At 69.1% G+C, this 18,191-nt stretch carries 17 protein-coding genes; 14 read left to right on the top strand and 3 right to left on the bottom strand.

Annotated features, from left to right (window positions below; genetic code table 11):
- Window positions 1-47: 47 nt before the first annotated feature.
- A complete protein-coding gene (locus tag ACRC20_RS06480) occupies window positions 48-1,046 on the bottom strand; it encodes an Rv1157c family protein (RefSeq protein WP_438685537.1) in 999 nt (332 codons plus the stop codon).
- A 214-nt stretch (window positions 1,047-1,260) separates the two neighbouring features.
- On the opposite strand from ACRC20_RS06480, the gene ACRC20_RS06475 reads away from it, so the two are divergent.
- From ACRC20_RS06475 to ACRC20_RS06440, 8 genes are all read left to right on the top strand, one after another.
- The gene (locus ACRC20_RS06475; RefSeq protein ID WP_438685536.1) at window positions 1,261-2,982 is read left to right on the top strand and encodes an ABC transporter family substrate-binding protein; all 1,722 of its coding nucleotides are present in this window, start codon (window positions 1,261-1,263) and stop codon (window positions 2,980-2,982) included.
- A complete protein-coding gene (gene mshB / locus ACRC20_RS06470; RefSeq protein WP_438685535.1) occupies window positions 2,979-3,926 on the top strand; it encodes an N-acetyl-1-D-myo-inositol-2-amino-2-deoxy-alpha-D-glucopyranoside deacetylase in 948 nt (315 codons plus the stop codon). The genes ACRC20_RS06475 and mshB overlap by 4 nt, the downstream gene beginning before the upstream one ends.
- On the top strand, window positions 3,919-4,314 hold the full coding sequence (locus ACRC20_RS06465) for a hypothetical protein (RefSeq protein ID WP_438685534.1): 396 nt from the start codon (window positions 3,919-3,921) through the stop codon (window positions 4,312-4,314). The genes mshB and ACRC20_RS06465 overlap by 8 nt, the downstream gene beginning before the upstream one ends.
- 29 nt (window positions 4,315-4,343) lie before the next feature.
- Window positions 4,344-6,899, top strand: a complete 2,556-nt coding sequence (locus ACRC20_RS06460) for a bifunctional FO biosynthesis protein CofGH (protein WP_438685533.1) — start codon at window positions 4,344-4,346, stop codon at window positions 6,897-6,899.
- A 142-nt stretch (window positions 6,900-7,041) separates the two neighbouring features.
- The gene (gene fdxA / locus ACRC20_RS06455; RefSeq protein WP_438685532.1) at window positions 7,042-7,380 is read left to right on the top strand and encodes a ferredoxin; all 339 of its coding nucleotides are present in this window, start codon (window positions 7,042-7,044) and stop codon (window positions 7,378-7,380) included.
- 89 nt (window positions 7,381-7,469) lie between these two features.
- A complete protein-coding gene (fdxA, locus tag ACRC20_RS06450) occupies window positions 7,470-7,796 on the top strand; it encodes a ferredoxin (protein WP_438685531.1) in 327 nt (108 codons plus the stop codon).
- Complete coding sequence (dapC, locus tag ACRC20_RS06445; RefSeq protein ID WP_438685530.1) at window positions 7,796-8,908, top strand: succinyldiaminopimelate transaminase; 1,113 nt, start codon at window positions 7,796-7,798, stop codon at window positions 8,906-8,908. Before fdxA (ACRC20_RS06450) ends, dapC begins: the two co-directional genes overlap by 1 nt.
- Entirely contained in the window at window positions 8,905-10,317 is a 1,413-nt protein-coding gene (locus tag ACRC20_RS06440; RefSeq protein WP_438685529.1) for an acyl-CoA synthetase, read from the top strand. The genes dapC and ACRC20_RS06440 overlap by 4 nt, the downstream gene beginning before the upstream one ends.
- Before the next feature lie 449 nt (window positions 10,318-10,766).
- On the opposite strand, the gene ACRC20_RS06435 is transcribed toward ACRC20_RS06440, so the two are convergent.
- Complete coding sequence (locus ACRC20_RS06435) at window positions 10,767-11,117, bottom strand: hypothetical protein (RefSeq protein WP_438685528.1); 351 nt, start codon at window positions 11,115-11,117, stop codon at window positions 10,767-10,769.
- A gap of 196 nt (window positions 11,118-11,313) precedes the next feature.
- On the bottom strand, window positions 11,314-13,233 hold the full coding sequence (locus ACRC20_RS06430) for a glycoside hydrolase family 15 protein (RefSeq protein WP_438685527.1): 1,920 nt from the start codon (window positions 13,231-13,233) through the stop codon (window positions 11,314-11,316).
- A 73-nt stretch (window positions 13,234-13,306) separates the two neighbouring features.
- On the opposite strand from ACRC20_RS06430, the gene ACRC20_RS06425 reads away from it, so the two are divergent.
- The 6 genes from ACRC20_RS06425 to ACRC20_RS06400 all read left to right on the top strand — a co-directional run.
- Window positions 13,307-13,570, top strand: coding sequence for a GTP-binding protein (locus ACRC20_RS06425; protein WP_438685526.1), 264 nt, complete (start codon window positions 13,307-13,309; stop codon window positions 13,568-13,570).
- Window positions 13,571-13,619: 49 nt separating this feature from the next.
- On the top strand, window positions 13,620-14,687 hold the full coding sequence (locus ACRC20_RS06420) for a sulfate ABC transporter substrate-binding protein (RefSeq protein ID WP_438685525.1): 1,068 nt from the start codon (window positions 13,620-13,622) through the stop codon (window positions 14,685-14,687).
- Window positions 14,684-15,520: a sulfate ABC transporter permease subunit CysT gene (cysT, locus tag ACRC20_RS06415; protein WP_438685524.1), complete on the top strand. Its 837-nt coding sequence runs from the start codon at window positions 14,684-14,686 to the stop codon at window positions 15,518-15,520. Before ACRC20_RS06420 ends, cysT begins: the two co-directional genes overlap by 4 nt.
- A gap of 7 nt (window positions 15,521-15,527) precedes the next feature.
- Window positions 15,528-16,340, top strand: coding sequence for a sulfate ABC transporter permease (locus ACRC20_RS06410; RefSeq protein WP_438685523.1), 813 nt, complete (start codon window positions 15,528-15,530; stop codon window positions 16,338-16,340).
- Window positions 16,341-16,371: 31 nt separating this feature from the next.
- Window positions 16,372-17,364 (top strand): sulfate/molybdate ABC transporter ATP-binding protein, encoded by a 993-nt coding sequence (locus ACRC20_RS06405; RefSeq protein WP_438685522.1) that lies wholly within the window; start codon window positions 16,372-16,374, stop codon window positions 17,362-17,364.
- Between the two features lie 444 nt (window positions 17,365-17,808).
- Window positions 17,809-18,191, top strand: a 383-nt coding sequence (locus ACRC20_RS06400; RefSeq protein WP_438685521.1) for a hypothetical protein, incomplete at its 3' end; no start/stop codon positions are given.

Below are 18,191 nucleotides of genomic sequence, written 5' to 3'. Positions count from 1 at the left end.
CGGAGCAATTGCTCCGGGGCCCCGCCATTTTCAGGGACGAGATTCGGTCAGATCCGAGACATGCCGACCGTCGGGGTGATGGTGCAGGCGTGCTCCTCGCCTTCGGTGTTCTTCGCGGTCACCGTGCCGAAGACGGTGGAGAGGACGCGGCCTTTGCCGGTCGGGATGATCGCGGTGAAGGTGGCGGGCCCGGTGGTCGCGTTGATCGCGGGGTTCGGGAGCAGCGTCGCCTGGCCCTTCGCGCCGGTGTCGAGGTTGAACCAGTTCACCGAGAGCGGATGGGTTTCGTCGGTGACGGCGGGACCGGTGCCGAGCGCGGTGAAGACGTAGCCCGCCTCCCCTTCCTTCGGACCCGGCGCGGGGGCTTCCTGCGGACCGGCGGTGACCAGCGCCTTGCCGATCGCGTTCCCGGCGCCCTCGCCGTCAGAGCCTTCGATGCAGTTCATGCCGATGGTGGGCACCATGAACTCTTGGATCTTCGGCGCGGAGTCGTCGCTCGGCAGCGCGGGCGAGCCGGGAGCCGGGCCCTGGTCCGGGTTGGGCGCCGCCGGGGCGGGCATGGCGGGCGGCTCTTGGTTGCGCAGCAAGGCGGCGGCCTGGACCATCGAGTTCTGGTACTCCGGCGGGAGGTTCGCCTGGCCGATGACGTTCTGCACCTGCTGGAGCAGCAGCTGGGTCTGCACGGTGTCGCGCACGCCGGGCTCCGAGACAGCGCCGATCAAAGCGGGGAGGTACGAGGTGGCGGCGTTGATCACCTGGGGGTTGGCCGCCATCTGGCCGAGGCCCTGCGGGAGCGCGGACAAGCCCTGCGGGAGCGCGGGCATGCCTTGCGCGGGCGAGGGGAAGGCGACGGGGGCGACCGGGGCGGGCTCGCCCGTGGCGCCGTCGGGATCGGCTGAGGCGGGGGAGAGGCCGATGAGCCCCGCCGCGAGCAGCGCGCCGACGAGCGCGCGGGGGGCGCGCGACTGCGGCGCGGTTCTCGATCGAGCAGCGCTGCCCGAAGTGGTGGCCACGATTTTTTGCGGAAGTGCGCGCTGCTGCGACATGGCGGGGATCTCCTGTTGTCTATGTGACTGATGTGGCGTATTGGACGTTCGGGCCGAGGTTACCCACAGCGCCCCCGTGATCCGATATTTTCAGCCCGACCTGGGGTTACGTGATCCAATCGTGACGCATATCGTGTGAAACGGTGATCGCATGCGATACTGCATGGGGTTATCTGACAGAACGGAGTTCGCGGCGAGAAAGGGATCGAGAGCCATGCGCCGAGCGGTGCGAGCGTTGGGCATTGGCCTCGCCGTCCTCGTCGGAGCTTCCGGTTGCGACAATTCCCTCGCCAACGGGCGCTCGTCGACGAGCGCGCCGACCGTCGCGCCGCCGGGCCCCCGTTCGGTCGTGGTCGCGGTGGACGGGGTCGGGGTCGGCGACAGCGGGTTCAACCCGCATCTGACGGCCGATCTCTCCGAGACGACTTCGGCGGTCGCCTCGTTGACGCTGCCGAGCCCGTTCCGCCCTGTTGTCGACCCGTCCGCGCCCGGCGGCGTCGCCTGGCGGCTGGACCGCTCGTTCCTGGTCGCGGCCGACATCGTGGGCCATGCCCCGTTCACCGTCCGATACCGGGTGCGAGACGAGGCCCAGTGGTCGGACGGCGCGCCGATTGCCGCAGAGGACTTCCAGTACCTGTGGCGGCAGATGACCACCCAGCCGGGAGTCGCGGACGCGGCAGGCTACGGACTGATCGACGAGGTCCGGTCGGGCAGCGGGGGCAAAGAGGTCACTGTCGTCTTCCGAGACGAGTACCCGCGCTGGCAGGAGCTGTTCGCGAACCTCCTGCCCGCCCACGTCGGACGGGACGACCTCGGTGGTTTCCCGCGCGCTTTCGCGAACGGGATCACGGTGGCGGGCGGCAGCTTCCGGGTGGAGCATATGGACCGTAACAAAGAGGAATTGGAGCTGGTCCGCAACGACCGGTACTGGGACTCTCCCGCCTGGACGGACAAGATCCTGTTGCGGCGGATGGGCTCGGGCACGCAGCTCGCGTCCGCCTTGCGCAGCAAAGAGGCGCAGCTCGTCCTCGTGCACGGCAGCGCGACGGCGCTCGCCCAACTGCAGGCGGTCCCGCAGGTGCGCGCCGAAGTGCAGCCGGGGCAGGCCGAGCTGGGCCTCGTCCTCAACGCCAGGGACGGGCGCCTGAGCCAGTTGGAGACGAGGCAGGCGCTGCTCGGGGCACTCGACCAAGGCCTGCTCGCCCGTATCGCGGCCCAGGACGCGATTGCCCTCCCCGCCGCAGGCCCGTCGGAGCGGCTCGCGCCCGACCAGGCCAGGGACAAGCTCCTCCAACTCGGCTACGCCCCGCTCGCGGCGAGCCCGTCCTCGGGCGCTTCGCCGATCCTCGGGAAGGACGGGCGTCCGCTGGCCATGGTCATCGGCGTCGCGCAGAACGACGCGCGGGCGTTCGCGGTGGCCAGCACGGCGGCCGACCAGTGGCGGTCGCTCGGCGTCGCGGCCTCCGTCGCGCAGTTCGCGCCGGAAGAGCTATACGGCTCGGCGCTGCGCGAGGACAAAGCGCAGGCGATTGTGGGCTGGTCCCAGGCGGGCGGCGACCTCGCCACCGCGCTGTACTCCCGCTACGCCTGCCCGAGCCAGCCCAGCAGGCCCGCGCAACCGGCCCGCCCCGACCAGCAGGCGCCGGGGGACTCGCCCGAGCCGGTCGATCCCATCGGCGCGGGAGGGGTGCGCAACCTCTCGGGCGTGTGCCTGTCGGAACTGCAAGCCGATTTCCTCCGGGCGTTGACCGGCAAGCTCCCGGCGGAGGAGCTGGAGGCACAGGTGGCGCCTCGGCTGGCGGCTTTGGCGCTGGAGCTGCCGCTCATGCGCGACGCCGGTTTGCTCGCGGTCGGCCCGGGGATCAGCGGCGTCGCCTTCGGCGTGCCCGCTGTCGTCGGGCCGATGGCAGGGGCCGCGAGCTGGGAGCTGCGTTGAACGGGCCGGGCCAGAAGAGCAGGGCGCGGGCACTCTTCGTTTTCGCGCATCCGGACGACGAGACCATCCTCTGCGGCGGCGCCATGGCGCGCCTGGCCACAGAGGGCGCCGAAGTCTCGGTCCTCACATGCACGTTGGGCGAAGAGGGGGAGGTCATCGAGCCGTCGCTGCGCGAGCTCGCCGCAGACCGCGCCGACCAGCTCGGCGGCTGGCGGATCGCGGAGCTGCGGTCCGCGCTGGACCGGCTCGGCGGCGATTCCGGCCTGCCCGCCATCAGCCAGCACTGGCTCGGCGGGCCGGGCAAATGGCGAGACTCCGGCATGGTCGCAGGCCGCAACACCCATCCGAGGGCGTTCGTCGCGGGCGATTTCGGCGAGCAGGCCCGAGCCGTCGCGAAGACGATCCGCGAGACCCGTCCCCACGTGGTGGCCACCCACGACCCCGGCGGGGGCTACGGGCACCGCGACCACGTCCATGCCAACCGCGTCGTCGTGGAAGCGGTCAAGCTCGCGGCGGCGGAAGCGCACCGCGAGCTCGGCCCGTCCTGGCAGGTCGCGAGGCTGTACTGGGCCACGATCGCGCGGTCGACATGGCTTCGCGCGGTCGAAGGCCTGAACGGGCAGGAGGTCCCCGAAGGGTTCCACGTGGTGGATCCCGAGGTCGCCAAGCCGTGGCAGGACGACGAGATCACGACCGCCGTCGACATCGGAGCGTTCCGAGGCGCGAAGCTCGCCGCGCTGGCGGCGCACGCCACGCAGATCACCGTCCACCCGGAGCTGGCTGCGTTCGCCCTGTCCAACAAGGCGCTCACCCCCGTGCCGGGGGAGGAGCATTTTGTTTTGGCGCAAGAGCACCGCGTTTTGGCGCAGCAGCACCGCGCGTCCGCAGCGCCCCGCGACGGCGCGCGCGAAGACTGCCTGTTGGCGGGCCTCGACCTTGGCTGAGGACCGGGCGTGGACGGCGCCGGACGGCCACGCGCTGCGCGCGTGGAATACGGCCCTGCTCGTGGCGCTCAGCGTCCTCTCCGCGTTCGAGGCGCTCGTCGGCGCGTTCTACCTGCCGCTGTGGTGGCATGGCCAACCGTTCCCGTTGACCGCCGTCGTCTGCGGCGCGCTCAACGTGGCGATCATGTTGACGGCGACCTGGGCTGCGCCGAGGGCGGGGACGGTCCCGCTCATCGTCTGGCTGATCGTGTGCCTGGTCTGCCTCGTTCCGGGGCCGGGCGGCAGCAGGATTCTGCTCTTCGCGATTGCGGATTGGCGCGCGCCGTTGTACCTGGCGGCAGGCGCGGTACCTGCAGTCCTCGCCCGGCGGCTCGCTCGACGGGAATAACCCCGACGCGGTCAGCGTAGTATTTCTGTGTGACCGCTTCTGCTTCCGCTATGAGACGTGCACTTCGCAGGGCCAGGGACGCGGTGACGCTCAACCAGGACGAGATCGAGGTCTTGCTCGCCGCTCGCGGCGAGGACCTGCAAGACCTCGTGCGCTCCGCAGGCCGCGTCCGCGACGCCGGGCTCGCCGCCGAGGGGCGCGAAGGCGTCGTCACCTACTCCCGCAAAGTCTTCATCCCCCTGACCCGGCTCTGCCGGGACAAGTGCCACTACTGCACGTTCGCGACCAGCCCGGCGAAGCTGCGCGAGGCGGGCCACGGCCTGTACCTCGAACCGGACGAGGTGCTCGCGATCGCGCGCCAGGGCGCGGAGCTCGGCTGCAAAGAAGCCCTGTTCACCCTCGGCGACCGGCCGGAGGACCGCTGGCCGCAGGCGCGGCAGTGGCTCGACGAGCGGGGCTACGACTCGACGCTCGCGTACGTGCGGGCCATGTCGATCCGGGTGCTCGAGGAGACGGGCCTCCTGCCGCATCTGAACCCTGGGGTCATGAGCTGGGAGGAGATGTCCCGCCTCAAGCCGGTCGCGCCGTCCATGGGGATGATGCTGGAGACCTCCTCGCGGCGCCTCTACACCGAGAAGGGCGAGGCGCACTACGGCAGCCCGGACAAAGACCCCGAGGTCAGGCTGCAGGTCATCACCGAGGCGGGGCGGCTGAACATCCCCTTCACCACCGGCCTCCTGGTCGGGATCGGCGAGACGACCGCCGAGCGCGCGCAGACCATCCTCGACCTGCGCAAGCTGTCGAAAGCCTACGGCCACGTCCAAGAGGTGATCGTGCAGAACTTCCGCGCGAAGCCGGACACCGCGATGCGCGCCGCCCCGGACGCGGAGTTCGAGGAGTTCCTCGCCACGATCGCGACCACGCGGGTGGTCCTCGGCCCCTCGGCCAGGATCCAAGCTCCGCCGAACCTGGTCTCGACCGAGGAGTGCCTGAGCCTGCTCGCGGCAGGGGTGGACGACTGGGGCGGGGTCTCCCCGCTCACCCCGGACCACGTCAACCCGGAGCGGCCCTGGCCGCATCTGGACACGCTCGCGGCGATCACCTCCGAAGGCGGGTTCACGCTGACCGAGCGCCTCACCGCGCATCCGAAATACCTCCTCGCGCCCGCCGCCTGGATCGACCCGAGGCTCGCCCCGCACGTGCGGGCGCTCATGGACCCCGAGACCGGGCTCGCCGACCAAGGGGCCAAGCCGGTCGGGCTGCCGTGGCAGGAGCCCGACCAGGAGTGGGAGTCCAGCGGGCGGACGGATCTGCACGCGGGCATCGACGAGAGCGGCCGGAACACCGAGCACCGCAGCGATATGAACCAGGCGTTCGGCGACTGGGAGACGGTGCGAGAAGCCGCGCGGTCCCTCGCCGCCGTCGGAGACACCGGCAGCTCGCCCTTGCGGGGCGATCATCAGCGGCTCGACGTCGACCTGCTCGCGGCGCTCCAACAGGCCGAGCGGGACCCCAAGGCGCTCACCGACGAGCAGTGCCTCGCGCTCGCGACCGCGGACGGCCCCGGCCTCGAAGCCCTGGCGTCCATCGCCGACGATCTGCGGCGCGAGGCGGTCGGCGACGAGGTCACCTACATCGTCAACCGGAACATCAACTTCACGAACGTCTGCTACACCGGCTGCCGGTTCTGCGCGTTCGCCCAGCGCAAGGGCGACGCTGACGCGTTCACCCTCTCCCTCGACGAGGTCGCGGACCGGGCGTGGGAGGCGCATGTGCTCGGGGCGACCGAGGTCTGCATGCAGGGCGGCATCGATCCGGAGCTGCCCGCGAGCGGCTACCTCGACCTGGTGAAGGCCGTGAAGGCCAAGGTCCCGTCGATGCACGTGCACGCGTATTCGCCGATGGAGATCGTCAACGGCGCGACGCGGGCGGGCGTCTCGCTGCGGGAGTGGCTCGTCTCGCTCAAAGAGGCAGGCCTCGGCACCATTCCGGGCACTGCCGCCGAGATCCTCGACGACGAGGTCCGTTGGGTGCTCACCAAGGGCAAGCTGCCGACGAAGACCTGGATCGACGTGGTCACCACCGCGCACGAGGTGGGGATCCGGTCCAGCTCCACGATGATGTACGGGCATGTCGACGCGCCCCGGCACTGGGTCTCGCACCTGCGGGTGCTGCAGCAGATCCAGGACCGGACCGGCGGCTTCACCGAGTTCGTGCCGCTGCCGTTCGTCCATCAGAGCGCGCCGCTGTACCTCGCGGGCGCCGCCCGGCCCGGTCCGACGAAGCGGGACAACCGCGCGGTGCATGCCCTGGCCAGGGTGATGCTGCACGGGCGGATCGACAACATCCAGGTGAGCTGGGTCAAGCTCGGCCTTGCGGGCTCACAGGCGATGTTGCAGGGCGGCGCGAACGATCTCGGCGGCACGCTCATGGAGGAGACGATCTCCCGCATGGCGGGCTCCGAGCACGGCTCGGCCAAGACGGTCGCGGAGTTGCGGGCCATCGCCGAGGGCATCGGCAGGCCGGTCCGCCAGCGCGGGACGCTCTACGAGCACCGCCAAGCGCCCTTGGCCCCCTTGGTGTGACCTCTGCCCCGAAGAAAAGGACAAATGTCCCTTTTCCGGGGCGACGCGTCGTGAAAGGGGCCGAGTTCGCTTGGCCCGAGGCTTCGCCATTGGTAAAATTTGGACGAAACTTTGTGGGCGGACAACGTGAAAGGAGCGCAGCGTGGCGTTTGTGGTCGCAGAGCCGTGTGTGGACGTGCTCGACCGGTCTTGTCTCGAGGAATGCCCGGTCGACTGCATGTACATCGGCAACCGGATGGTCTATATCAACCCCGAGCTGTGCATCGACTGCGGCGCGTGCGAGCCGGTCTGCCCCGTCGAGGCGATCTTCTACGCGGAGGACTTGCCCGAGCAATGGAGTGTGTTCCAGCAGGCGAACACGGAGTTCTTCGGCTCCGTGCCGGGACTGCCGGAACCCGGGTCCTACGCGGGGAACGGCTCCGCGCTCGGCCAGATCGACCACGACGCCCCGTATGTCGCGGCGTTGCCGCAGCGCGCGTAGCGCGCTTCGGTCCTTGTTCGGGGCCCCGGCCCCGCAGAGTACACTGACAGGACTTCACCAGCCCTGGAGAGACCATAAAGGAGTGCCCAGTGACGTATGTCATCGCTGAGCCGTGTGTAGATGTCCTGGACAAGGCATGCATCGAGGAATGCCCTGTCGACTGCATCTACGAGGGTGACCGGATGCTGTACATCCACCCGGACGAGTGTGTGGACTGTGGCGCGTGCGAGCCGGTCTGCCCGGTCGAGGCGATCTTCTACGAGGACGACGTGCCGGACGAGTGGGCTCCGTTCACGACGGCGAACGCGGAGTTCTTCGACGAGCTGGGCTCTCCGGGCGGCGCCGCGAAAGTGGGCAAGACCCCGCACGACGCGCCATACGTCAAGAATCTGCCGCAGAAATCCAGCTCCGAATAGTGAGTTTTCAACTGCCCGATTTCCCGTGGGACTCTCTCGCGGGCGCGAAAGCGCGGGCGAAATCGCACCCGGACGGGTTCGTCGACCTCTCGGTCGGCTCGCCTGCCGACCCGGTCGCGCCTTCGGTCCGCGCGGCGCTCACCGCAGCCTCGGACGCGCACGGCTATCCGGTCACGGCGGGCACCTCGCAGCTCCGGGAGGCGATCACATCGGCGCTGGCCCGCGATTTCGAGCTGCGCGCCCAGGAGCTCTTCCCGGTGATCGGGGCGAAAGAGGCCATCGCGTGGCTGCCGACGCTGCTCGGCGTGCGGGAGGGCGACGTCGTGGTGATCCCGCGGCTCGCGTACCCGACGTACGAGGTCGCGGCGAAGCTCGCGCGGGCCGAGGTGGTGCGGGCCGATCATCCCGACGAGCTGCCGCAACTGGCCAAACCGCCCGCATTGTGGTTCCTCAACTCCCCGGCGAACCCCCACGGCGCGATAGCGCGTCCGAGCCTCCTGTCGGAGATCCTCGCCTGGACCAGGGCGAACGGGACCGTCCTTGTCTCCGACGAATGCTATCTGCGATTCGCGTGGGAGGGGCCTGCGGTCTCCGCGCTGCACCCGAGCGTGGCGGGCGACGAGCCCACGGGCGTGATCGCGGTGCACTCGCTCTCGAAGATCGCGAACTTGGCGGGCTACCGGGCCGGGTACATCGCCGGAGATCCGGCGGTCGTCCGCGAGCTCCTCGGCCTGCGCCGCCACGCGGGCATGATCCTGCCGGGCCCGGTGCAGGCCGCCGTGGCCGCCGCGTTGCACGACGTCGGCGAGCTGGACGCGCAGCGCGAGCGGTACCGGGCACGCCGGGCGGCTCTTCGGCCCGCATTGGCGAAGGCCGGGTTCCGCGTCGACCATTCCGAAGGCGGGTTGTACCTCTGGGCCACTCGCGGGGAGCCCGCGACGGCGACTGTCGACTGGTTCGCCGAGCGCGGCGCGCTTGTCGCGCCGGGCTCGTTCTACGGGCTTTCCGGCGATCAGCACGTCCGAGTGGCGCTCACCGCGACGGACGCGGATATCGCCGAGGTCGTGAGGCGGCTCGGCTCTGTCCCAGTCGCGGGCGGGCTGGCTCGATGACCCTGCTGCCGGGCCTCGGCCAGGCGCGGCTGCGCGTCGGACCAGACGCTTCCGGCAGCACCCATGCGTTGGAGGGCCCGGACCTGCTCGCCGCCGTGACGGCGGTCGCTGAGCGAGTGCTCACGGCACGGGTGCGCCGCGTCGCGGTCTTCGCGACCCCAGAGCTGAAATCGCTGGTCGCGGTGCTCGGGGCGCTCCGCGCGGGCGTGCCCGCCGTGCTCGTCTCGCCGCATTCCGGCTCTGTGGAGCTCGCGCATGTGCTCGCCGACAGCGAGCCGGACGCGTGGCTCGGCTCCGCGCCGGAGGGGACAGGCCTGGCGAGCGTCCCCGTGTCCGTCCACGCCCGCTCGTGGCACTCGCTTCCCGAGCCTGCGCCCGGAGCCCCCGCGCTGGTGCTGTACACCTCGGGCACGACCGGGCCGCCGAAGGGCGTCGTCCTCTCCCGGCAGGCGGTCGCGGGCTGCCTGGACGCGCTCGCCGAAGCATGGGGGTGGACCGGCGCGGACACCGTGGCGCACGGCTTGCCGGTCTTCCACCTGCATGGCTTGGTGCTCGGCGTCTTGGGGCCGCTCAGGCTCGGCGGCGGCTCGACGCACACGGTGCGCCCGACGCCGCAGGCCTACGCCCAGGCCGTTTCTTCGTCGGACCGAGGGGCCACGATGCTGTTCGCGGTGCCGACGGTGTGGTCGAGAATCGTCCGCGAGCCAGAGCACGCCAGGGCGCTCGGGCGGGCGCGCCTCCTGGTGAGCGGCAGCGCGCCGCTGCCGGTCCCGGTCGGCGCGGCCTTGGCGGATCTCGCGGGGCAGTCGCCGGTGGAGCGCTACGGGATGAGCGAAACCCTCATCACGCTCTCCACGCGGGCAGACGGCGAGCGAAGGCTCGGTTCGGTGGGACTGCCGCTCAACGGGGTGGCGACTCGGCTCCGTTCGGAGTCCGGGGAGGCGGTCGCGGCGGACGGCGAGACGGTCGGGCGGCTTGAAGTGCGCGCCCCGTGGCTCTTCAGCGAGTACCTGGGCAAGCCGGAGGCCACCCTGGCCTCCTTCACGGGCGACGGCTGGTTCTCGACCGGGGACCTCGCGACCATCGGCCCGGACGGCTTCCACCGCATTGTCGGCCGTGAGTCCGTCGACCTCATCAAATCGGGCGGCTACCGGATCGGCGCGGGCGAAGTGGAGGCGGCGTTGCTCGGCCACCCCGCTGTCGCCGAGGCGGCCGTCGTCGGCGTCCCCGACGAGGACCTCGGGCAGCGGATCGTCGCCTGGGTCGTCGCGGCGGACGTGGGGGAGAAGGAGCTGGCGGACTTCGTCGCGGCCTCTCTCTCGACCCACAAACGGCCGAGGGAGATCCGGTTCGTCTCCGAACTGCCGCGCAACCAGATGGGCAAAGTCCTCAAAAAAGAACTGCGCTGACCCCCAGACGGCGGTCTGCGGCGTTATCGGCTCCTCGCGTACCCCGGCTCGTTCCTCGCCGTCCACGTACTCCCCCGCAAGCGGGAGGCACCCCCAGTCGTCGCCTGCTGCCTTGCATCCCATCCGCCCGAAACTCGGCGCCTTGACCTGCGGCTTTAAAAATACTGAAAAGTTTTCTTTTAAAAGTGGAACCAAACGGGCCTGCCCGGCGTCAAACATAGTGAACCCGCTGAGAAGCGCTCAATCCAAGTGAAGTCGACCCGGATGAGGGTCGGGTCGACTGGGTGGAGGATGTGGGGGTGTAGGGCTCTGTGGTGGTGAGCCCGGAGCGCTCCGGGCGGGTCGTAGCGATCTTCGCTTCGGGCCGGGGGGAGGGCTGAGCCCTCGTTGGGACGGCCCGAAGCGGAGATCACTATATTTCTGCGGAAGCCCGCTGGGACGGCGAATCGTCAGAGGCGCCTGCTGCCGCTCGGCGCTCCGCCTGCGACGCCCGCGCTGTCGCCCGGCGAGGCGCCGTGGATATCGGTGTTGCCGTTCGGATTGGACAACCTGCCCGCCTCATACCGCCTGTTCGGCTTCACCGGGTTCTGATTCGGCTCTGAGACCGTTCCTGAGGGGACCGTCTCGATCCGGGTCGGCCCGGACATGGAACAGCCGCCGTGCGAGGGAATGCCGGTGAACGGGCAGTAATGCTCCGGGGGAAGCGCCGCGGCCGGGCTCGCGGAGCCGAGCGGGACGAGCAGCCCCGCCGCGCCCATGAGAATCCCGGCGAGCGCTCCTGCTTTTCTTGTGTGTGACATCGTTGTCAACCTCCTTCTGTCCTCCACATTTCTGCGAGAAGGGGGTTGTTGTCAAAGCAAAACCGCATTTCAGAGCGTATTCATGCGGTATTCTTGGCCGCGCTCAGATTCCTCTCAGCCGCCTCTTGGCCGACGCTCAGAATGCGGCGGCGGGAGAATCCGGCTCAGCGCGCCCGCCGCCTGGGCGCGCGCAGGCTCAATGCACGCCCGCGTTCACCGGGACGAAGGTCGCCGCGTGCTGGTCGGTCTCCTCCGCGCGGATCACGTGGACCACGGCGTTGATGAGCGCGAGGTGGGTGAACGCCTGGGGGAAGTTGCCCAAGTGCCTGCCGGTGTCCGGGTCGATCTCCTCGGCGTAGAGCTGCAGGGGGGACGCGAAGGAGAGCAGGCGCTCGCACAGATGCTTGGCCATGCCGAGCTCGCCGATCTCCACCAATGCGGAGACCAGCCAGAACGAGCAAATGGTGAAGGTCCCCTCCCATTCGCCGGAGAAGCCGTCGTCGGTGTCCTCGGGCCGGTAACGCACCACAAGCCCCTGGTCGGTGAGCTCGTCGTTGATCGCCATGACCGTCGCGCGGATGCGGGGGTCGTCCGCTGGGAGGAAGCGCAGGAGCGGGATCAGCAGGCACGACGCGTCGAGGGCTTTGGTGCCGTAATGCTGCGTGAACACGCCCCGGTCGTCGACTCCGTGCTCGAGGATGTCCTCTCTGATCTCGTCCGCGATGTCGGACCACTTCTGGGCGTACGAGTCCTCGCCGAGCCGTTCCGCCAGCTTCGCGCCCCGGTCGAGCGCCACCCAGCACATCACCTTCGACGAGGTGAAGTGCTGCGGCTCGCCCCGCACCTCCCAGATCCCCCGGTCGGGCTCGCGCCAGCTGCGCGCGGCGGTCTCCACCTGTTCGCGCAGCATGCCCCAGAGCGTGGAGGGGACGTGGTCGCGCGATTTCGCGTGCACGTACACCGAGTCGAGGATCGCGCCCCAGATGTCGTGCTGGGACTGCTCGTAGGCGGCATTGCCGATCCGGACCGGACGGGCCCCGCCGTAGCCGGACAGGTGGTCGAGCTCGAACTCGTCCAGCGTCCGCTCGCCGCCGACCCCGTACATCACCTGCAACGGGTGGCGCTGGCCGTTGTACGCGCCGGACACGTCGGCGATGAACGCGAAGAAGTCGTTCGCCTCCCGGTCCAGCCCCAAGGTGTACAGGCCCCAGAGCGCGAAGGTGGAGTCGCGCACCCAGGCGTAGCGGTAGTCCCAGTTCCGGGTGCCGCCAGGGCTCTCGGGCAGGGAGGTGGTGGCCGCGGCGAGCAGCGCCCCGGTGGGCGAGTAGGTGAGGCCTTTGAGGGTGAGCGCGCTGCGCTGCAGGTAGCCGCGCCACGGGTGGTCGGGGAACGAGCCCTCGTTGATCCACTGCCGCCAGCACTCCGTGGTCGCCCACATCTTCTCCGAGGCCTCGTCCCAGGTGACGGGGGCGGGCTGCTTGGACCAGGACAGCGCGACGAAGACGTTGTCGCCCTCGTTGAGCCGGGTCCGCGCCCGCGCCTCGCGGCCTTCCAGGCCCAGCATGAGGTTGGTGGTGAGCGTCAGCTCCGGGTTCTTGTCCGGGTCCACCGAGGCGATGGCCTTCGCCTGGCTGTACGTGGTCCCGGTGTACTCCCACACGGCGGGGTCGCGGTGGTAGTCGAAGGACGGCTCGCAGCTCAGGGAGATCTCCACCGTGCCGCTCACGCACTTGACCGTGCGCAGCAGGATGTGCTCGGCGTCCCAGTCGGTCGGCGTCCGCCGGTGCGTCCGCGAACGCTCTTCGATGTCGTGCCAGCGGCCCATCACCAACGCGTCGCGCACCACGAGCCAGCCGGTCGAGGTCTGCCAGGTGGTCTCCACGATGAGGCTGCCGGGGAGGTACCGCCGGGCGGCAGGCGCTTTGACCCCGTAAGGGCCGAGGTGGAAATGCCCGGCGGAGCGGTCGAGGACCGCGCCGAAGACGCTGGGCGAGTCCGGCCTCGGCACGCACATCCACTCGACCGAGCCGGTGGGCGAGATCAGGCAGTTCGTCTCGCAATCGGAGAGGAAGGCGTAGTCCCCGATCAACGGGAACGGGCTGCGCGCGGTCGACATCTGTGAAGAGTATCGCGTCTCGTCCTGCCACGCACGGCAGGACCGCCGCTGCGGCTGGAGTAGCATGGCGGGCATGGAGCAAGTCCTGCGATGGTGGGATGGCGTCGAGCTCTGGGTCGCTGGTCAAGGGTTCCTGCCGCAGGTCGTGTTGATTCTGGCCGTGGTGATCCCGTTGGCCTGGTTGACGGCAGGGGCGCTCGACCGGGTGATTTCGAGCGGCCAGATTAGAGACCGGAAGCTCTCTGCCTCCGGCAAGCCGTCGTTGCCGAAATCATGGGTCACCTGGGCTCTTGTGCTGTTGCTCGTCCTGGTGCTGCTCGGCTGGATGACGCGATGACCAGCCTGCGGGCCTGGGTGTGATCACGAAGCCGTTAGGCTCATCGATCATGCGAGGACGCAGCCTGTCGGCGACTGAGACACCAACACTGAGCAGGCGGACAGCGCTGTTCGGCTTGAGCGGCCTCGCCCTCACGGCTGCGGGTTGCGCGGGCGGGTCCACGGACGTCCCCGGCGGGAAAGACATTTCCAGCGGCCGCTGGCATGTGAACCTTGTCGCCTACGCGACCCCGAAGCCAGGTTTCGACGCGATCATCCCCGCCTTCCGGGCCACTCCGGGAGGCAAGGACGTCGGCTTCTCCCAGTCGTACGGGGCCTCGGGGGACCAGTCCCGGAAAGTGGCGCGCCGGGTGCCGGCCGACGTGGTGAACTTCTCCGTCGAGCCGGACGTGACCCGCCTGGTCAAAGCGGGCCTGGTGGCCAAGGACTGGCAGCACCGGCCGCACAAGTCCATCCCCTTCGGCTCGGTGGTGGCGCTCGTCGTCCGCAAGGGCAACCCGAAGGACATCCACGACTGGTCCGACCTGCTCAAGCCGGGGGTCGAGGTGATCACCCCCCACCCGGCGAGCTCCGGCTCCGCGAAGTGGAACCTCCTCGCCCCCTACGCGGCGCTCTCGGAGGGCGGCAAGGACAAAGACGCGGCTGTGGCGTACCTGCGCCAGCTCGCGAAGGGCCACATCAAAGTGAACCCGAAGTCCGGCAGGGAGGCGACCACGACGTTCCAGGCGGGGCAGGGCGACGTGCTCATCAGCTACGAGAACGAGGCGATCCTGCTGCAGCGCCAGAACGCGAAGGCGGACCCGTCCCGGCACGTCGAGTACCTCACGCCCCCGACCACGTTCAAGATCGAGAACCCCGTCGCCGTCGTGAGCACCTCGAAATCGAAGGAGCAGGCGAACGCCTTCCTCGACTACCTCTTCACCGGCGAGGCCCAGCGCATTTGGGCGAAGTCGGGCTTCCGGCCGGTCGACCCGGCTGTGGCGGGCGAGACGGCGGGCCTGTTCCCCGGCCGGGTCGAGAAGCTCTGGACCATCGACGACCTCGGCGGCTGGAAGACCGCCGACCCGGACCTGTTCGGGTCGAGCGGGCTCATCACGAAGGCGTACCAAGCACGATGAGCAGATCGAAGCAGGGGCGCAATGCCTCAATCGCAGGCAGGCTCGGGAGCCCCGCCGCGGCGTTGGGCTCGGGCGTGACGCTCCTGTGGCTCTCGGTCATCGTCCTCCTTCCGCTGGCAGCGATCGCGGTGAAGGCGTTCGACGGCGGGTTTGGCGGTTTCTGGCGGGCGGTCACCAACAAGGACGCCCTCGCGGCCTTGGAGATCACTCTCTGGGTCTCCCTCCTCGTCGCGCTGGTGGACGTGGTGTTCGGCGCGATCATCGCCTGGGTGCTGGTGCGCGACGACTTCCGGGGCAAAGAGTGGGTGAACGCGATCATCGACCTGCCGTTCGCGCTGCCGACCATCGTGGCGAGCATCGTGCTGCTCTCCCTGTACGGGCCCGCGAGCCCGATCGACCTCAAGATCGCCGCGACGCAGCCCGCGCTGGTGATCGCGCTCGCCTTCGTGACGCTGCCGTTCGTGGTGCGCCAGGTGCAGCCGGTGCTTTTAGAGCTCGACACGGATGTGGAGGAGGCGGCGGCCTCGCTCGGCGCGGGCAACCGGACCATCCTCACCAAGGTCATCTTCCCGTCGCTCGCCCCGGCGGTCTTCACCGGCGCGGGGCTCTCGTTCTCCAGGGCGATCGGCGAGTTCGGCTCGGTGGTCCTGCTCGGCGGCAACATCCCGCACAAGACCCAGGTGGCCTCGCAGTACATCCAGCAGCAGATCGAGATCGACCAGCCGGGGAACGCCGCGGCGGTCTCGGTGGTGCTCCTGGTCATCGCGTTCTTCGTGCTCTTGGCGCTGCGCTTGGTGGGCTCGAAGCTCGCCTGGCGCGAGGAGAAGAGGTGAGCCGCCCGTGAAAATTTCCCGATCTGCCCGTCTGACCCTGCGGACGGTCGCGCTCGCCTACCTCTTCGTGCTCGTGGTCGTGCCGATCGGCGTGATCCTCTTCCGCGCCTTCCAGCACGGGCTCGGGACGTTCTGGGGCTGGATCACCACCCCTGCGGCCGTCTCCGCGACCCAGCTGACGCTCATTATCCTCGTGATCGTCATCCCGGTGAACACGATTTTCGGCGTGGCGGTCGCCTTGGCGCTGGTCCGGGGGAACGTCCCAGGCAAACGGGCGCTGCAGGCGGTGATCGACTTGCCGTTCGCGGTGTCGCCGATCATTGTCGGCGTGGCGCTCATCTTCCTGTGGGGCTACGGCGGCTGGTTCGGATTTGTCGAGGACTGGGGCTTCCAGGTGATCTTCGGCCTGCCGGGCATGGTGCTCGCAACGATCTTCGTGACGCTGCCGTTCGTGGTGCGCGAGGTGGAGCCGGTGCTGCGGGAGATCGGGATCGATCAGGAGCAGGCCGCCGAGACCCTCGGCGCGGGCTGGTGGCGGATCTTCACGAGGATCACCCTGCCGTCGATCCGGTGGGGCGTGGTGTACGGCGTGCTGCTCACCATCGCCCGAAGCCTCGGCGAGTTCGGCGCGGTCACCATGGTCTCCTCCGGGTTCCCCGGCTCATCGCTCACGCTGACCCTCTTGGTGCAGAGCCGCTACACCGACGACTACAACGAGTACGGCGCGTACGCGGCCGCGACGTTGCTCATGATCCTCGCCGTCATCGCGCTGGTGCTGATGACTGTCTTGAGCCGCAAGAGAGCCGGTGCTCACCAATGACGTTGCTGTATGAAGAGGAAGGGAAGACGCGATGACGATCACGGTGACCTCGGCCAGTAAGAACTACGGGTCGTTCCAGGCGCTCGACGATGTGAGCATCGAGATCCCCACGGGCAAGCTCGTGGCGCTTCTCGGGCCGTCCGGCTCGGGGAAGTCCACGCTCCTGCGCGCCATCGCGGGATTCGAGGAGCTCGACAACGGCAGGATCGAGCTCGACGGCACAAACGTCACCGGAACCCCGCCCCGCAAGCGGGGCATCGGTTTCGTCTTCCAGCACTACGCCGCGTTCAAGCATCTGACCGTGGGCGAGAACATCGGGTTCGGGCTCAAGATCCGCAAGCAGCCGAAGAGGGCCATCGAAGCGAAGGTCTCGGAGCTTTTGGAGGTGGTGGGCCTCATCGGTTTGCAGGACCGCTACCCGGCGCAGCTCTCCGGCGGCCAACGCCAGCGCATGGCGCTCGCGAGGGCGCTCGCGGTGGACCCGAAGGTGCTGCTGCTGGACGAGCCGTTCGGCGCGTTGGACGCGAAGGTTCGGGCGGAGCTGCGGGCGTGGCTGCGCCGTTTGCACGACGAGACCCATGTGACCACTGTCTTGGTGACGCACGACCAAGAAGAGGCGTTGGACGTCGCAGACCAGATCGCAGTCCTCAACAAGGGGAGGATCGAGCAGATCGACGAGCCCGCGAAGCTGTACGACCAACCTGCCAACGAGTTCGTCATGGGCTTTTTGGGCCAGGTCTCGCGCCTGGACGGGAAGCTGGTCCGCCCGCACGACATCCGGGTGGGGCGTTCGCCGGAGCTCGCGCATCCGGACCGGGCGACCGAGCCGGTCGACGTGGTCGAGGCGAAGGTGCAACGGGTCGTCGTCCTTGGGTTCGAGGTCCGGGTGGAGCTCGAAGCGGTGCAGACCGGGGAGGCCTTCATCGCGCAGATCACGCGGGGCGACGCCGCCGCGCTGGACCTCTCCGACGGGGAGACTGTCTTTGTGCGCGCCACGCGATGGCCGACGCTCGCCGGAGCCTGATCAGCCGGGCGCAGTGGTGTGCTGCTGGCCGGTTGGGCTGGTCCAGTGGACGGTTCCGTCGGGTTCTTGCTTGTCTCGCCATCTGCCATGCGTCTTTGCGCGGTGGTGGTGTCGGCAGAGGCGTTTCAAGTTTTCGGGGATTGTTTGCCCGCCTTTTTGTGGATCCTCATGGTGAAAAGGTTCCGTGTGGTCCAACTCTGTGTGGGCTCTTCGGTGGCAGCCGGGGAACCTGCAGTGCTGGTCTCTGGTGTTGACGTGGGCTTCGAGGGCCGGTGTGGGTTGGGGGTACCTCCCGCGAGCGCTAGCGAGTGGGGGAGACTGCTCGGGGCTCGTGGTGAATTTGATGCGTTTGGCGGTTTTGGCGAGCATTCGCGCCAGCTCTGCGTCGATGGGCGCTCCGTCCAGTAATGCGGGGAGTTGTTCTTTTCCGATGAGGGCGGGGAGTTGGACGACGAGTTCGATGTTCTTGGGGTGCCAGGCGGGTCGTTAGGCGGCTTGGCAGGATGGCTTGCCGCATTCGCAGACGAGTTGGTGTTCTTCGCCGAGGATCGCGAGCGCGTCGCTGTGCCGGGTGAAGATGGGACGCGGATCTTGAGGGCAGACGGTGTTGGCGATGGCGTCGAGGCGCTCGCGCAATTCGGCGGCGGCTTCCAGGGGCATGGTGCCGCGCAGGTCGGACAGACGCGCAGGGCGGAGCCCGGAGTGTCCAGAAAGCTCAGTGCCGTCGCTGACTGGGGTGATGGTGAACGAGCGTTGTTTATGCGCCCGCTCCCGCCGCCGCTTGCACTATTCGGGGTCCAGTCGCAGGTACTGGGCCTCCATGAGGT

Origin of the sequence: Segniliparus sp., assembly GCF_051660745.1 — a bacterium.
Taxonomy (GTDB): Bacteria; Actinomycetota; Actinomycetes; order Mycobacteriales; family Mycobacteriaceae; genus Segniliparus.
This window is presented reverse-complemented; position numbering and strand designations above follow the sequence as displayed.

What these genes read in the sequence shown, in the direction of transcription:
- ACRC20_RS06440 (WP_438685529.1), top strand. Translation starts at nt 8,905, where the DNA reads ATGACCCTGCTGCCGGGCCTCGGCCAGGCGCGGCTGCGCGTCGGACCA.
- ACRC20_RS06435 (WP_438685528.1), bottom strand. Translation starts at nt 11,117, where the DNA reads ATGTCACACACAAGAAAAGCAGGAGCGCTCGCCGGGATTCTCATGGGC.
- ACRC20_RS06430 (WP_438685527.1), bottom strand. Translation starts at nt 13,233, where the DNA reads ATGTCGACCGCGCGCAGCCCGTTCCCGTTGATCGGGGACTACGCCTTC.
- ACRC20_RS06405 (WP_438685522.1), top strand. Translation starts at nt 16,372, where the DNA reads ATGACGATCACGGTGACCTCGGCCAGTAAGAACTACGGGTCGTTCCAG.
- ACRC20_RS06480 (WP_438685537.1), bottom strand. Translation starts at nt 1,046, where the DNA reads ATGTCGCAGCAGCGCGCACTTCCGCAAAAAATCGTGGCCACCACTTCG.
- ACRC20_RS06420 (WP_438685525.1), top strand. Translation starts at nt 13,620, where the DNA reads ATGCGAGGACGCAGCCTGTCGGCGACTGAGACACCAACACTGAGCAGG.
- ACRC20_RS06425 (WP_438685526.1), top strand. Translation starts at nt 13,307, where the DNA reads ATGGAGCAAGTCCTGCGATGGTGGGATGGCGTCGAGCTCTGGGTCGCT.
- ACRC20_RS06475 (WP_438685536.1), top strand. Translation starts at nt 1,261, where the DNA reads ATGCGCCGAGCGGTGCGAGCGTTGGGCATTGGCCTCGCCGTCCTCGTC.
- cysT (WP_438685524.1), top strand. Translation starts at nt 14,684, where the DNA reads ATGAGCAGATCGAAGCAGGGGCGCAATGCCTCAATCGCAGGCAGGCTC.